The 14,774-nt window shown below is 65.4% G+C and carries 16 protein-coding genes; 6 read left to right on the top strand and 10 right to left on the bottom strand.

Features of this window, described 5'->3' with window-relative positions:
• Positions 1-7: 7 nt before the first annotated feature.
• Positions 8-508 carry a xanthine phosphoribosyltransferase gene (gpt, locus tag ACPEES_RS07355; RefSeq protein WP_435102599.1) on the bottom strand — a complete coding sequence of 167 codons (501 nt, stop codon included), beginning with the start codon at positions 506-508 and terminating at the stop codon, positions 8-10.
• 259 nt (positions 509-767) lie between these two features.
• Here gpt and ACPEES_RS07350 point away from each other — a divergent pair, with 259 nt between their 5' ends.
• The gene (locus ACPEES_RS07350) at positions 768-1,421 is read left to right on the top strand and encodes a YigZ family protein (protein ID WP_435102597.1); all 654 of its coding nucleotides are present in this window, start codon (positions 768-770) and stop codon (positions 1,419-1,421) included.
• A 23-nt stretch (positions 1,422-1,444) separates the two neighbouring features.
• On the opposite strand, the gene ACPEES_RS07345 is transcribed toward ACPEES_RS07350, so the two are convergent.
• From ACPEES_RS07345 to msrB, 3 genes are all read right to left on the bottom strand, one after another.
• Positions 1,445-2,644 carry an ABC transporter substrate-binding protein gene (locus ACPEES_RS07345; protein WP_435102595.1) on the bottom strand — a complete coding sequence of 400 codons (1,200 nt, stop codon included), beginning with the start codon at positions 2,642-2,644 and terminating at the stop codon, positions 1,445-1,447.
• 118 nt (positions 2,645-2,762) lie between these two features.
• A complete protein-coding gene (gene msrA, locus ACPEES_RS07340) occupies positions 2,763-3,437 on the bottom strand; it encodes a peptide-methionine (S)-S-oxide reductase MsrA (protein WP_435102593.1) in 675 nt (224 codons plus the stop codon).
• Positions 3,438-3,464: 27 nt separating this feature from the next.
• On the bottom strand, positions 3,465-3,974 hold the full coding sequence (gene msrB / locus ACPEES_RS07335; protein ID WP_435102591.1) for a peptide-methionine (R)-S-oxide reductase MsrB: 510 nt from the start codon (positions 3,972-3,974) through the stop codon (positions 3,465-3,467).
• Positions 3,975-4,105: 131 nt separating this feature from the next.
• Between msrB and ACPEES_RS07330 the strand changes: the two genes are divergently transcribed.
• The 3 genes from ACPEES_RS07330 to ACPEES_RS07320 all read left to right on the top strand — a co-directional run bounded on the left by ACPEES_RS07330 (position 4,106) and on the right by ACPEES_RS07320 (position 6,362).
• Positions 4,106-5,758 (top strand): methylglyoxal synthase, encoded by a 1,653-nt coding sequence (locus tag ACPEES_RS07330; RefSeq protein ID WP_435102589.1) that lies wholly within the window; start codon positions 4,106-4,108, stop codon positions 5,756-5,758.
• Between the two features lie 74 nt (positions 5,759-5,832).
• Complete coding sequence (locus ACPEES_RS07325; RefSeq protein WP_435102588.1) at positions 5,833-5,991, top strand: YqaE/Pmp3 family membrane protein; 159 nt, start codon at positions 5,833-5,835, stop codon at positions 5,989-5,991.
• Positions 5,970-6,362, top strand: a complete 393-nt coding sequence (locus ACPEES_RS07320; RefSeq protein ID WP_435102586.1) for a DUF4112 domain-containing protein — start codon at positions 5,970-5,972, stop codon at positions 6,360-6,362. Before ACPEES_RS07325 ends, ACPEES_RS07320 begins: the two co-directional genes overlap by 22 nt.
• A gap of 46 nt (positions 6,363-6,408) precedes the next feature.
• Here ACPEES_RS07320 and ACPEES_RS07315 read toward each other — a convergent pair whose 3' ends face one another.
• The 5 genes from ACPEES_RS07315 to ACPEES_RS07295 all read right to left on the bottom strand — a co-directional run bounded on the left by ACPEES_RS07315 (position 6,409) and on the right by ACPEES_RS07295 (position 11,273).
• A complete protein-coding gene (locus tag ACPEES_RS07315) occupies positions 6,409-7,203 on the bottom strand; it encodes an ABC transporter ATP-binding protein (RefSeq protein ID WP_435102584.1) in 795 nt (264 codons plus the stop codon).
• Positions 7,200-8,129 (bottom strand): ABC transporter permease, encoded by a 930-nt coding sequence (locus ACPEES_RS07310; protein WP_435102582.1) that lies wholly within the window; start codon positions 8,127-8,129, stop codon positions 7,200-7,202. Before ACPEES_RS07310 ends, ACPEES_RS07315 begins: the two co-directional genes overlap by 4 nt.
• 122 nt (positions 8,130-8,251) lie before the next feature.
• Positions 8,252-9,223 carry an ABC transporter substrate-binding protein gene (locus tag ACPEES_RS07305; protein ID WP_435102580.1) on the bottom strand — a complete coding sequence of 324 codons (972 nt, stop codon included), beginning with the start codon at positions 9,221-9,223 and terminating at the stop codon, positions 8,252-8,254.
• Positions 9,224-9,388: 165 nt separating this feature from the next.
• Complete coding sequence (locus ACPEES_RS07300) at positions 9,389-10,678, bottom strand: TRAP transporter large permease (RefSeq protein ID WP_435102578.1); 1,290 nt, start codon at positions 10,676-10,678, stop codon at positions 9,389-9,391.
• A gap of 16 nt (positions 10,679-10,694) precedes the next feature.
• A complete protein-coding gene (locus tag ACPEES_RS07295) occupies positions 10,695-11,273 on the bottom strand; it encodes a TRAP transporter small permease (protein ID WP_435102576.1) in 579 nt (192 codons plus the stop codon).
• A gap of 177 nt (positions 11,274-11,450) precedes the next feature.
• Between ACPEES_RS07295 and ACPEES_RS07290 the strand changes: the two genes are divergently transcribed.
• On the top strand, positions 11,451-12,470 hold the full coding sequence (locus tag ACPEES_RS07290; protein WP_435102574.1) for a TRAP transporter substrate-binding protein: 1,020 nt from the start codon (positions 11,451-11,453) through the stop codon (positions 12,468-12,470).
• A gap of 50 nt (positions 12,471-12,520) precedes the next feature.
• Positions 12,521-13,090 carry a thioredoxin family protein gene (locus tag ACPEES_RS07285; protein WP_435102572.1) on the top strand — a complete coding sequence of 190 codons (570 nt, stop codon included), beginning with the start codon at positions 12,521-12,523 and terminating at the stop codon, positions 13,088-13,090.
• 426 nt (positions 13,091-13,516) lie between these two features.
• Here the strand turns inward: ACPEES_RS07285 and ACPEES_RS07280 are convergent, their stop codons facing one another.
• Positions 13,517-14,773, bottom strand: coding sequence for an MFS transporter (locus tag ACPEES_RS07280; protein ID WP_435102570.1), 1,257 nt, complete (start codon positions 14,771-14,773; stop codon positions 13,517-13,519).
• Position 14,774 lies beyond the last annotated feature (1 nt).

Genomic DNA, 14,774 nt, shown 5'->3' with positions numbered 1-14,774 from the left:
TGCCGTGCTAGCTGCGGCCGTCGTGCAGCGGCGGTACGAATTGCAGGCCCATGTCCCACGGAAAGTAGATCCAGGTATCCTGCGAGACTTCGGTGACGAACGTATCCACGACCTCGCAGCCCTGGGGCTTGGCGTAGACGGTGGCGAAGTGCGCCTTCGGCAGCATGTCACGGACGAGCCGGGCGGTCTTGCCGGTATCCACCAGGTCGTCGACGATGAGCACCTGGTCGCCGTGGCCCTCGCCGACGTCGACAACCGCGTCGCTGACGCGCTTGAGCACCTGCAGGTCACCCTGGGTCTGGTAGTCGTGATACGAGGCGACGCACACCGTCTCGATCATGCGGATGCCGAGCTCCCGGGCCACGATGGCCGAGGGAACGAGCCCGCCACGGGTGACGCACACCAACGCCCGCCACTGCCCCTGGCCGGACAGACGCCAGGCGAGGGCGCGCGCGTCGCGGTGGAGTTGATCCCAGGAGACGGGGAACGCCTTTTCCTGTGACTGCATGTGCCTGAGCCTCTCGCGCGATCATCGGGCAAGCTATTATCCGGAAAGCGGGCAATCGGGCCAAGCGCATGCGTCACCGGCCTTTCGCCGAATGGGCGCCGCCGGTCGGAAGGCGACCGGCTGGCGTTACTGCGTGTCGCAGTTCCTGTTCGGTGCCGCATGGATCGCCACTCCGTCGATTCGGGCGATGGTGCGATAGTAGTCCCGCGCGCCCCGGCTCTCCGTGGCAGGCTTGGCCTCCTAGCACGATGATAGGCTGATGGCTCCCGGTAACACCGTCACCACGAACAGCGAGGCCATGGAAACGATGACTCAACAGGCGCCGATGGTGCCCGCCGGCTCGCAGCGCGCGGAGCTCGAGGTCAAGATGAGCCGCTTCATCGCCCATGCCGAGCGGGTGACGACCCGGGAGGCCGCGATGGCCGTGGTGGAGCGATTACGCGGCGAGTTCCCGGATGCGCGTCATCATTGCTGGGCGTACTTCATCGGCAATCCCGCCGGCGCTGCCAGTGCAGCGATGAGCGACGACGGCGAACCTTCCGGTACCGCCGGCAAGCCCATTCTCAACGTCATTCAGCACAAGGGCCTGGCGGATGTCGTGGTGGTCGTGGTGCGTTACTTCGGCGGCGTGAAGCTGGGAGCAGGCGGGTTGGTGCGCGCCTACGCGGGGGCCACCGAGCGGGTGCTCGCGGCGTTGCCGGTTGAGCGGCACGTGCCGCGCTCGACGGTCGTGCTGCAAGTGGATTTCGCCCGCGAGCAGGCCGTTCGCCACTGGGTGGATACCCACGACGCGGTGATCGAGGCCGTGGACTATGGCGACGGGGTTACCATACGGCTGACAGTGGCAGAGTCACTGATCGATGATCTGGAATCGTTCTGTGCCGCGAACGCGATGACGCTCGAGTACGGCTGATCGCACCCGAGCGCCTCTTCGGATTACCGCATGCCGCAGCTGCCGTCCGGCGGCGCGTGAATGCGTTCGCCCTCGATTCTGGCGACCGTGCGGTAGTAATCCCAAGCGCCTTCGCTTTCGGTGGCCGGCTTCGCTTCCATGAGGAAGAAGTCGTGCACCATCAGTCCGTCCTCGCGGATGTGACCATTGCGTGCGAAGGCATCCTCGATGGGCATCTGCCGCAACGTTTCGGCTACGGTCGAGGCATCGTCGGTACCCGCCTCGGCGACGGCACGCAGGTAGTTGAGGGTGGCGGAATAGGTGCCGGCATGAATCATGGTGGGCATGGCGCCGGAGCGCTCGTGAACCTGCCGGGCGAAAGCGCGGCTGGTGCCGTCATAGTTCCAGTAGAACGGCGTGGCGAGTTGCAGTCCCTCGGCCACGTAGAGCTCCAGGCGGCGGATGTCCGTGACGAATGCCAGCAGTGCGGCGAAGCGGCGGTCACCGTTGGGCAGGCCCAGCTCGTAGCCCTGGCGGATCGCCCGCCGGGTGTCCTCGCCGCCGCTGGCCAGCGCGATTACCGAGGCGCCGGATTCGGCGGCACGGGTGAGCGGCTCGGTGAGATTCGTCGCCTTGTAGGGGTAACGCGCGTGGCCGAGTACCTGTGCGCCGGCCTGCTCGGCGAGCTGGCTGGCTGCCTTCTCGATTGCCTGGCCGAAGGCGTAGTCGGCGGTGACGAAGTACCATTCATCGCCGCCGTCCTCGGTGACTGCCGAGGCCACGGCATTGGCGAGGGCGTAGCCGTCGAAGCCCCAGTGGAAGGCGAGTGGCGAGCAGTGCTCGCCGTGCAGCGAGGAGGCGCCGGCGCCGGTGGGCATTACGACGACGCCCTGTTCCGTGGCGTACTGCTGCACCGGTATGGCGGTGTTGGAGCGCACCAGGTCGGTGATCATGTCCACGTGGTGCTCCTCGACCAGGCGCCGGGCACCGGTGAGGGCTTGCTCCGCGTCGCTGCCGTGGTCCACCTCGATGATTTTCACCGGTGCGCCGGCGCGCCCGTCGGCAAAGCGATCGGCCGCGATTTCCGCGGCAATGACGCTGCGTTGACCCGCATCCCGCCGGGACAGTCCGGAGAGATCGGTGAGCACGCCAATGCGTATCTCCCCGTCGGAGAAATCCGCGTGGGCGGTCGCGGTCAGGAAGGCGAGGGCGAAAGCGGCGAAGCCGCGCAGCTCCGTGCGCATTACCGGGGATCCTCCTCTGGCGGGCATTCCCTGCTCCGGGTTGGTTGTCGGTTGGTCGCTTCCCCTGCGTCAGGTTCGGGATAGTGCCAATCGTTTCGATTCTATTTTGTGACTCAATTCAATTTTTCGATGCGCCGCTGGTTACTTCTCCGCGACGTGCCGCGTCGCCCCATACCTCTTCCAGGCGGTCGTCCCGCCCGCATGTGAAGCGATAGAACTTATAGCGAAGCGGGTTCTTGCGGTAGTAGTCCTGGTGATAGTCCTCTGCCGGGTAGAATCGTTCGGCCGGTTCGATCACCGTCGCAATCTCTTTGCCGAAGCGTTCCGCCAGCTCCGTGCGTGTTTGTTCAGCAAGGCGTCGCTGCCGCTCGTCGTGGGTGAAAATGGCGGTACGGTAGGAGGGGCCGCGGTCGCAGAACTGCCCGCCGGCGTCGAAAGGATCCACGTTGCGCCAGTAGATATGCAGCAGGCGTTCGTAGTCGACCTGCCCCGGATCGTAGATCACGCGCACCGCTTCGTAGTGGCCGGTGCCGCTGGCGCTGACCGCCTCGTACGTCGGCCGCTCCACGCTGCCGCCGGTGTAGCCCGAGACCGTGCGCTTGACCCCGTCGATCTTGTCGTACGGCGGCTCCATGCACCAGAAACATCCACCCGCGAAGGTCGCGACGGCGAGACCGTCTCCGGGCGGCGGTGCCGCCGGCTTGCCCCCGGCAGCAAGGACAGGGCCGGCGAGCGCGAGTATGAAAGCCAGGGCCAGGCAGCGGCCGGTTACGGCGAGCGTGTCAGCGGGCATGTCGATGCTCCTGGTTGCCGCGGCGGGTCACGCCTGTGCGCGAGGGCGGAAATCGAGCGCCAGGCCGTTGATGCAGTAGCGAAGCCCTGTCGGCTCGGGGCCGTCCTCGAACACATGGCCCAGGTGACCGCCACAGCGGCTGCAGTGCACCTCGGTGCGCACCATGAAGAACAGGCTGCGATCCTCGCGCGTGCCGATGCTGCCCTCGATGGGCGCGTAAAAGCTCGGCCAGCCGGTGCCGCTGTCGTACTTGGTCGCGGAGTCGAACAACGGTTGCCCGCAACCGGCGCAGACATAGGTACCGGGGCGTTTTTCGTGGAGGAGCTCGCTGGAGCCGCGGGGCTCTGTGCCGGCCTCGCGGAGGATGGCATATTCCTCCGCCGTGAGCCGTTCACGCCACGCGCGCTCATCCAGTGACAACGGGAAGGTTCCGTCTCCACCTGCCGCCCGCACCGTGGGTAGTGTCTGCCGCAGGAGCGCCGGTGCCGCCAGTGCGGCAACGCCGGCGAGCAGTAGGCGACGTCGCGTGATGGGCATCGTTCGCTCCGACGGTGTACCTGTATCCAGTATGGACAATCACCGACGACGCGGGTTCGTCGCCGATTTGCGTTGCCCGGTCGGGCGGGGCACTGTCGTTCACAACGGCGAGGAATAGGGAGAACAGCCGCATGGGCCAGCAATCAACCACCGTGCGCGAGCGCATACTGTTGCTCGCGAGCCGGTCGCTTCGCCGCGGCCCGTCCGCACCGCTGCTTCGCTTCGTGCGCCACTTCGAGCCTTACTTCACCGGGATTCTCCGGCCGGAGTTGCACGTACTCGGCGGCAGCGCCCGGGCCCTGCACGGCGCCGGGCTGTTGCGCGATTATCCTCACCTCCACGAGGCCCCGGCGGGGCGTGACGGCGGTCTGGTGGCTCTTGCCAATCTGTTGGTCGAAGGGGCGCAAGATCCCGGTGTGGCGACCCGGGTCGTGTATCTCCTGGACCCTGCGGATGCGGCCTCCATGTACCCGGACAGCCATGCGTTGAAGCGCGAGTGTGTCGTGACCGGCACCCCTTTCCTCGCCACTTACGAGGCCGCGGCACAATGGTACGCCCTGCAGTGGGCGGAGGCTGTTCGGGAAGGCACTGGCGGTGGCGAGTGGTTCGTCGATGGCGACACGCGCCGGCGTGCGGGGGTGCCGGGCAGAGCGCCCGGCGAGCTCGGCATCGCCCTGATCGCCCATGATGCGCTCAAGGGGCGGATGCTCGCGTTTGCCGAAGACCATTTCGACTGGCTGCGCCGGTTCGGCCGGCGCTATGCCACCGGCACCACCGGCGGCCTGTTGAATGGCAAGGTCGCGCCACGCCTGGCCGAGGCGTGGGAGGCGGACCGCGACGAGCTGGCGGCGTTCGAGCGGCTGGGGGCGGTGCCGCCTCGGCTGCGCGCCCGTGTCGACGACGGTACCCGGCTCGAGGAGGCCGCAGCGCGCATGGCTGAACGGCTGAGCGGTGAAAGCTGGGTGCACGGGGAACAGAGCGGGCCCAAGGGCGGTGATATCCAGGTTGCCGAGCACGTTCGCCGCGATGAATGCCACCTGGTCGCGTTCTTCGAGGATCCACACGTCTCCCGTGAGCACGAGGCGGATATCCAGCTGTTGGAGCGCGCTACGCGAATCCCGGGGCGGGCGGCGGTCTGCCTGCACGACCCCGAGACGGTGGACCTGTGGGCGCAGCGTTGGGCGCGCACCGCCGATCCGCAGGATGGCGCGGCACCGATGACGCTCGCCGAAGCCTGTGCACGGCGTTGGGGGGTGGACCTCATTGCCACCGACGAGGCGGAGGCGTTGCCGAAAGCGGTCGCCGATTACCTCACCGCGCTGGTAATGCACGGCGCGGCGGAGTGTCCCGGTGCGACGCAGCGTATCCTGATCGGCGGCGGCCAGTGGTGCACCCGGATCAGCCGGGCCGTGCGTGCCTCACTCGGCGGCGCCGACGCGAACGCTATGGCGGTGGACGTGACGCCCGTTGACGACGGTGCCGACGCGGACCGGGCACTCGCCGCTGCGGCGGAACTCGCGCGCCACTTCTCGGGGCGGCTGTGGCCTCGGCCTTGCGGGGCAGTGTCCTACGTGGCGGCCGTGCTCGACGGCGGCGAATCCTGGCCGGAACCGGCAGTGTTGTACCCGCAGCTTCGGGCCGTACACGCGCAGGGTGCTGCCATTGTCATCGCCGATGACGACGCCGACGCTGGGCAGGTGCGTGCCGCGCTCGACAGCGGTCTCGTGGGTGTGCTTGCGGCACCCCGTGAAACCGTGCGGCGGCTGCTGGTGACAGGACACTGAAACGACACTTGGATTCGGTTCAGGCCGGTACCACGTCGACGGATGAGTATGCATTCACCCAAGGAGGGTGCACCGTGGACCTCATCCGGATTCTTCTCGCGATTCTGCTGCCGCCACTGGGCGTTCTGTTGCAGGTCGGCCTGGGCCTTCACTTCTGGATCAACATCCTGTTGACCTTGCTCGGCTACATTCCGGGCATCGTGCATGCCGTATGGATTATCGCGAGGCGGTAGACGACAGTGGATCGGCATCGCGAGCCGCAAACGAGGCGGCCCTGCGTCGCCTGCGCCGGTTCGCCGTGCTCATGGACTCGGCGGTACCGATTCCGGGGACGCAGTGGCGCATTGGCGCCGACGCGCTCATTGGTCTCGTGCCGGGCGTGGGCGACGGTATCACGGGGTTGATGTCGCTCTATCTGGTGGCCGAGGCGGCGCGGCTGGGCGTCGGCAAAACGACTTTGGCACGAATGCTCGCCAATCTCGCCGTGGATGCCGCGGTGGGAACGGTGCCGGTGCTCGGGGACGTGTTCGATGTGGGGTTCAAGGCCAACCGCCGCAATCTGGCGCTGCTGGAGCGGCGTCTGCGTGAGCGCATGAAAGCCTGATGTCGCCGGGGCCGCCGCGTGGGCGGCCCCGGCGTGCGGTCGTGGCTCAGCCGAGGATCAGCGCATCGTCGGCGACTTCCTCGCCGCGCACCTTCTCGAACATGTGCAGCAGATTCTCCACCTTCATGCCCCGCCGCTCCTCGCCGGCGACGTCGAGTACCACGCGGCCCTCGTGGAGCATGACTGTGCGGTCGCCGTGGTCCAGTGCCTGGCGCATGGAGTGCGTGACCATCATCGTCGTCAGTGACGACTCGCGCACGAATCGGTCGGTGAGCTCCATGACGAAGTTTGCCGTTCGTGGGTCCAGGGCAGCGGTGTGCTCGTCGAGCAGCAGAATGCGCATGGGGTTCATGGTCGCCATCAGCAGGCTCACCGCCTGGCGCTGGCCCCCGGACAGCAGGCCCATGCGATCGGACAACCGGCGTTCCAGTCCCAGGTTGAGCTCCGCGATCCGCTCCTTGAACGTCTCCCGGCGATCGCCTGCGACGGCCTGCCTGAGGCCGCGGCGGTGACCGCGTGCCCGGGCCAGTGCCAGGTTTTCCTCGATGGAGAGGTTCTCGCAGGTGCCTGCCATCGGATCCTGAAAGACTCTCGCGACCAGGCCCGCACGCTGGGCGGTGGACAGTCGTGTGACGTCCTCGTCGCCGATCACTACCTTGCCCGCATCGCAACCGATCTCACCGGCGAGGACGTTGAGCATGGTGGACTTGCCGGCACCGTTGGAGCCGATCACCGTGACGAACTCTCCGCGCGGGATCTCCAGATTCAGACCGCGCAGTGCATGGGTTTCGATCGCGGTGCCTGGATTGAATGTGACGTGGATGTTCTCTAGCCGGATCATGGCGCCGCATCGCCTCCCTTGTTGGCCGCCGCGGCACGCGCACGGCGTTGCATGGCGCGTTTGGTGCGCAGCCCCGGCACAGTCATTGCGACAACCACGAGCACGGCAGTGATCAGCTTGAGATCCTGGGCCTGCAGACCGATAAAGTCGGCGTTGAGCGCGAACGCGACTGCGAATCGGTAGATGATGGAGCCGATGACCGCGCCGATAATCGCACGAAGCACCGTCTTCGGCGGCAGCAATGCCTCGCCGAGGATGACCGCTGCCAGGCCGATGACGATGGTGCCGATGCCCATGGTGATATCGGCGGCGCCCTGAATCTGCGCGAAGAGTGCGCCCGCGAGCGCCACCAGGCCATTGGACAGCGCAATGCCGAGCAATGTCATGCGCCCGGTGTGAATGCCCTGGGCTGCGGCCATCCGCGGGTTGGCGCCGGTGGCGCGCATGCCTAGCCCCATCTCCGAGCCGAGAAACCGGTTTACCAGGAATACGGCTGCCAACAGGACCACGAGCAGGACCGTGGGGTTGATCCAGTAAAAGGGCACGCCCAAGCCTTCGAACGGTGTAAAGACCGTGCTTTCACCGAGCAGTGCCGTGTTCGGTTTGCCCATGACCCGCAGGTTCACCGTGTGCAGTGAGATCATCACCAGGATGCTGGCCAGAAGATGAAGGATTTTCAGGCGCACATTCAGCCAGGCGGTGACCAGACCGGCCAGGCAACCGGCGAAGAAGGCGGCGACAGTCGCGATAAAGGGGCTGATGTCGGCCAGGATCAGGGTTGCGGCTACCGCCGCGCCGAGCGGCAGGCTGCCGTCCACCGTCAGGTCGGGAAAATTGAGAATGCGGAAGCTCAGGAATACACCGATTGCGACCAGGCCGAACAACAGCCCGGTCTCGACGGCGCCGAGAATGGCGATAAGACTCACGTGGGCGGACCTTCAGTGTCACCTTGTGGGTGGAGGACGCGGGTGGGACGGTCGGGGCCGGCGGCGGTTGCGGCCCCGACCGGCGCGGGAATTCCCCCGCTGCGCCAGGAATACCGTGCCGGTTATTCGACGACCTCGTCGGCATTGTCGATCACTTGCTGGGGCAGCTCGAGGCCCATCTCGCTCGCCGCCTCCGGATTGACGTGCACCAGTGTCTTGTCGATGAACTGCACGGGGATCTCGCCGGCGGATTCGCCGTCGAGTACGCGTGCGACCAGGGCGCCGGTCTGCCGGCCGATGTCATAGTAGTCGAAGCCGAGCCCGGCAGCGGCGCCTCGGTCGACGATGCTGGTGTCCCCGGAAAACACGGGGATGTCCGCCTCCATGCCCACCTTGGCCACCGACTCGAACGCGCTCATGAGGGTGTTGTCGGTGGTGACGTACATGGCGTCCACCTTACCCACCAACGAGCGCGCGGCGGCGAGCACATCCGCGGTTGACGGCGCCGAAGCCGTTTCGATCTTGACGCCCTGTTCCGGCGCCAGCTCCTTGAGCCGGTCGACGAGCACGGCGGCGTTGGCTTCGCCCGGGTTGTAGGGCACGCCCAGCGTTTCCAGCTCCGGGAGAAGCTCCTTGATGAAGGCGAGATGCTTGTCGAGTGGTGTCATGTCCGAGACGCCGGTGACGTTACCGCCGGGCTTCTCCAGGCTGTCGACGAGCTTGGCGTCCACGGGATCGGTTACCGCGGAGAACACCACGGGGATCCTGCCGCGCGCGGCGGACACCGCCGCCTGGGCCGAGGGCGTGGCGATGGCCACGATCACGTCCGGCGCGTCGCCCACGTATTTGCGCGCGATCTGCCCGGCGATGCCGACATCACCCTGAGCCGTCTGGAACTCCCAGTCGAGGTTATCTCCCTGGGTGTAGCCACGCTCCTCGAGCTCGTCGAGGGTGCCCTGGCGCACGGCGTCGAGCGCCGGGTGCTCGACGATGGAGGTGACTTTGACGGTGGCGGCCAGGGCGCTTGTGGCGCCGAGCGTCAGTGACAGCGCGGTTGCGCTGACGATGCCGCGAAGCAGGTGCCTGGTTTGCATACCCCTCTCCTCAAACAGGGTGGTTCATTCTCGGTCGTCCGGAGGACGGCCCGGTATATACACGCCCTGCCGGATGCATGCAATCGCCGGGCCGATGATGGTACGAGGCGGCCGTGGCACTGGTGGTGCCACGGCCGCACGGGGGGCGCTTCCCCTGCCAGGACGCTAGTACCCGTAGGCCAGGTCGCGCAGGAACAGCGCGATGGGCGGGAAGAAGATCAGCAGCACCGTGGCCAGGATCAGCAACAGTATGAACGGTGGTGTGCCGCGGACGACCTCCGTGTACGGCCTTCGGAACACGGCGATGGCCGTGAAGATATCGCAGCCGAATGGCGGTGTCGCCGATCCCATGGCTACCTGCAGGGTCACCAGCGTGCCCACCAGCACCGGGTCCACGCCCGAGGCTTCCACCGCTGGGGCGAAGATCGGTGTGAGGATGAGAATGACCACGATGGGGTCCACGAACATGCAGCCGATGAAATAGGCCACGCAGATCAGTCCGAGCAGCAGCTCCGGATTCTCCGATGCCATGGCGAGCACGTCGCCGAGCACTTTCGACGGAATCTGGGCGAAGGAGATCATCCAGGAAAAGGCCGTGCCTGCGCCGACGAGCAGGAAGACCACGGAGGTGATCAGCCCGGTTGACAGGGCGATCGCCGGCAGCTCCCGCAAACTGATCACACGGAAGATGATCACTTCGAGGATGAACGCATAGGCGACCGACATGGCCGCCGCCTCGGTGGGGCTGAACATGCCGCTGTAGATGCCGCCGATGACGATCACCGGAAAGCCCAGCGGCAGTATCGCCGAGCGTATAGCGAGGCCGCGTTCGCGCCAGCTCGCCCGCTCGCGCGTGGGAATGCCCTTGATGCGCGAGTAGATATAGCAATAGATGGAAAACATCACCAGGAGCAGCAGGCCCGGACCGATGCCGGCAATGAACAGCTCGCCCACAGAGGTGCCGGATACCACGCCGTAGATGATCATGCCGATGGAGGGCGGAATCAGCAGTGCGATGTCACTCGCGTTGATGATCAGAGCGAGTGCGAAGCTGTCCTTGTAGCCCGCCTCCAGGAGCTTGGGGCGCAAAGGCCCCCCCATTGCCACGACCGTCGCCTGGGTGGAGCCGGAGACCGCACCGAAGAGCGTGCAGCTCGCGGCGGTGGTGATGGGCAGGCCGCCGCGGAGGTGACCGACGAAGGTGCTCACCAGGTCCAGCAGTCGGTTCGCCGTATGCCCCTTGGTCATCAGGTCGGCGGCGAGAATGAACATCGGGACTGCGGTGAGCACTGAGGGCTGCACGCCGCCGATCATCTGCTGCATCAGCGTCGCGGGCTGAAGGAACGAGTAGAAAAACGTCATCAGCACCAGCGCTGCGGTGATCAACGGCACCATCATGGGGAAGCCGATGAGCAGCAGCACGATCATCGTGACTACGGTGGCTGTAACTTCCATTGCCGCGTTCCTTCCCCTATAGGCTCACGTTGTCGACCCCGGGGGCCTCTTCCATTTCGTCGCGTTTGTTGTATGCCAGCCAGGGTCCGGCGCTGATCAGATTGCGCAGGCACGCGAGCGCATACTGCACCCCGCCGATGAACAGCCCGAGCGGCACCCACATGTACACCAACCACAGCGGCATGCGCATGGCCGGGGTGACGCGGCCGCGTTGCATCACGGAGTAGGCGTAGTCGAACGCGTGCCAGGCGAGGTAGAACATGAGTGCGCCGGTGCACAGGCTCGTGATGATCATCAGCACCTTGCGTCCGGTGGGGCCAAACATGTCATGGAAGGCCGACATGCGGATGTGGCGGCCGTGGCGTACGCCGTAGCCGATCCCCATGAAGGTCACCATGACCAGGAGCAGCTGGTTGGACTCTTCGGTAAAGGCGAGGCTGTTGTTGAATACGTTGCGGGCAATGACGTTGGTAATGCTCAGCACGGCCATGGCGAGCACGCCGGTGGCGAGGATGAACGACTCGACCATCTCCGTGCCCCGGTCTATCCAGTGGAAGACCTTGCCCAGCCCGCCCTTAGACTTGTTTTCGGGCATACGGGGCTCCCCTCTAGCGTTGTCGGATCTCACGTGAGCGTAATCTCACCATAGCCGGTTGCAAGGTCTTTGGAAACGCCATGTGCCGCGGGGCGGCAGACCGGTCGAGGCTGTGCTACGGTGAATGTGCAGCACGACGAACAACCACAAGGCCAAAGAAAGAACGGAGGCTGTACGATGAAACGACTGCTTCGGATTCTCTGTGCGGGTACCGCACTACTGGCGTTCACTGCCGGCGCTCAGGAGTACACCTGGCGGTTCGCGCTAGAAGAGGTGGATGGCTCGGTACAGGACGCCTATGCCGAGCAGTTCAAGAAGCTCATGGAGGAGAAGACCGACGGTGCAGTGTCCGTGGAGATCTATCCCTACGGCTCACTCGGCACTTCCGACCAGCTCACCGAGCTCGTGCAGAACGGCTCCATTCAATTCTCGTTCGCTTCACCGGGGCATCTCGCCACGTTGGTTCCCGAGGTGGGCGTGTTCACGCTGCACTTCGTGTTCTCCGACAACAACGAGGTCAACCGCGAGGTCCTGCGCGATACCGAGGCCATGCCGATGCTGGAGGAGGCCTATCGCGAGAAGGACCTGGCGTTGCTGGGGATCATTCCGGAAGGCTGGATGACCTGGACGGCGAACAAGCCGCTGAAGACCGTGGACGACTTCGACGGTCTCAAGATCCGCACGATGACCTCGCCGCTGCTGGTGAAGTCGTACGAGGCTTATGGGGCGAACCCCACGCCGATGCCGTATTCCGAGGTGTACAGCGGCTTGCAGCTCGGTATCATCGATGCGCAGGTGAACCCCATCTTCGCGATCGAGGAGATGAGCTTCTACGAGGTTCAGGAGGCGATGACCCAGGCCAAGCACGCCCAGTTCATCTCCACCGTGGTCACCAATCCAGGCTTCTACGAGGACCTGCCGGAGGATATCCGCGCCGCTGTTGACGAGGCGACCGCGGAACTCCACGACTACATCTTCACCAAGCAGGCCGAGTACAATGCTGAGCGTCTGGAGGATATCCGCAGCAACAGCGATATCGAGATCCTCGAGATCACGGACGAGGCGCGTGAGGCGTTCCGCGAGGCGAGTATGCCGGTGCGCGATGTCTACATCGAGCAGGCGGGCGAGCGTGGTGAGAAGATCCTCAACACGATCCTCGAAGACGTGAAGAACGCCGAGAGTGAGATGGAGGGCTGAGGCCTTCCGGATTTCACACCAGAGATCGAAGTGTGCAGTGAGATAAGGTAATGGCAGAGACGCGATCCACGATGATGCCCCTGGATACCCCGGCGCCGGATTTCCAGCTCCAGGATACCGAGGGCCGATCGGTCTCACTGCATGACTTCGACGAGGCGAAGGGGCTGCTGGTTGCATTCATCTGCAACCACTGCCCCTTCGTTCGCCATATTCAGCACGAGTTGGCGCGCTTTGCCGACGAGTTCCAGCCCAAGGGGCTTGCCGTCGTCGCCATCAATAGCAACGACGCTGTCGCCCATCCGGATGACAGCCCGGAGGCGATGGCCGAGGAACGCCGCCGCGTCGGCTACAATTTTCCCTACCTTTTCGATGAGACCCAGGCGGTGGCCAAGGCCTACGGCGCCGCATGCACGCCCGATTTCTTCCTCTTCGACCGTGACCGGCGTCTCGTCTACCGAGGCCGTTTCGACGGCAGTTCCCCGGGGCGCGCGGAGCCGGTGACCGGGGCCGACCTGCGCGCCGCCGCAAAGGCGATGCTCGCGGGCGACGAGATCAGCGCCGAGCAGTACCCCAGCCTTGGCTGCAACATCAAGTGGAAGCCCGGTAACGAGCCTTCCTGACCTGATAAACACCGCCATGTTCCCATCTGTGATGTTTCGGTCAGGTGGGGCGTAGTGCGGTTGTTTCTGCTCGCGAACCGGGTAGTGTACGGCGGTGCCCGGTTTGCCCGATCCCTCGTTTCGCGGCGTGGTGTGTGCATGATGCAGGTGGCAGCACGGCCGACCGCGTGCTTGCCAGCCTTTCGACGAGTATTGCCATGTCTCGGAGCCGCACAACCGCTCCGCTTGGGCGCTCGTCAGCGCGCCTGTGGGCAGCGTTGCTCGTTGCTCGTGTAGACCTCGCTACACGGCGCTCCTCGCGCCCCTGGCCGCCGAAGCCACTGCCTTGGGATGTCGCAAGCCCATTGTGGCGGCATACCGTCGAGGCATATCGAAGCGAGCGGACGCGCTGACGAACGCTGAGACATGGCAATACTCGTCGAAAGGTCAGTACTGCGTTTCCACCTGGACGGCGGCGTCCTCCGCTTCGGGCGTCATTCCGCGAATGTCTTCCCGGGGCTGCAGGGCGAGCATCGCCAGACCACATCCCGCTGCCACCCAGAACGTGGGCGCGAGACCTACCCGTTCTGCGGCGACCCCTGCGATTGCCGGGCTGATGAGCTGGCCCAATGACAGCAGGAAGAACGTCGTGCCGAACCCGATCGAGGGGCGGTCGTAGAAAACGTTGACGCTCCAGACGCCGAGCAGTGCCGTGGCGACGATGAACGTTCCACCGAACACAAGCGCCGAGATCAGGACACCCGGTGGATACGTCGGAGTCGCGGCGAGCACCGCGATCGCCAGCGCGATCAGCGAAACGGTGGCGCGGTAGCTCCAGCGCAAGCCCAGTTGCGTGACCAGATCGCCGGCAAAGGCACCGGCGAAGCCAGCGACGCCGATGAGTATCCAGAATGCCTGTGGCAGGGCATTGGCGGGCAGACCCACGGATGCCAGGATCCGGGCGCTGTTGTCCGTGGTGCCCGCGGAGACGAGATATTCGACGGCGAATGTCCAGTAGACCGAGGTGACCAGGCCGAGCGCCAGGGCAGCGAGGAACAGACGGTGAGATTGGGGTTTGATCAGCCACCGCCAGCGAAGCCTCGGCAGACCCGAGCTGGCGTGGCGAACGCCGCCTGACGGCATGACGTAGATGTTCCAGATGGTGGTCGCGGTCGCGAACACGGCGAATCCCGCCCATGCCAGGCGCCACTGTTGCCCCGCCCACAACGCGAGCGGTCCGGCGAGAACGACGCCCAGACTCGTGCCTGAGTTGATGATGGTGTATGTGCGGCTTTGCTGACGCTGGCTGACGAGTTGAATCACGGCATCCGGCAGCGGTGGATAGGACAGACCCGGACTGGCACCGGCCACTATCACGCCCAGGGCGAGCCAGGCCGGTGACGAGGCCAGCGCGATCAGGAACATGCCCAGGGCGGCGCAGCCGCCACCCAGGACGATTGGAAGACGCGGCCCCGTGTGGCTCGATAGCCACGACCCGAGAAGCGTGGCGGCGAGATAGCTCGCATACGAGCTGCTCGCGATCAGGCCGAGCCAATCCGTCGAAAGGCCGAATGCGGCCCGAAAGTCGGGAATGAACAAACCGTACGTGTAACGTGACAGGCCGTAAGTGGCGGCAACGATGGTGATGCCCGGACCAATGACCCTGAGTGCGGCCGCGCTGGTAAGATCAACGGGTGCGCGCATT

The organism is Arhodomonas sp. AD133, assembly GCF_051195215.1.
In the GTDB taxonomy this organism is placed as follows: Bacteria; Pseudomonadota; Gammaproteobacteria; order Nitrococcales; family Nitrococcaceae; genus Arhodomonas.
Note: the sequence above shows the minus strand (reverse complement) of the source record. Positions and strands in the feature narration are given on the sequence as shown.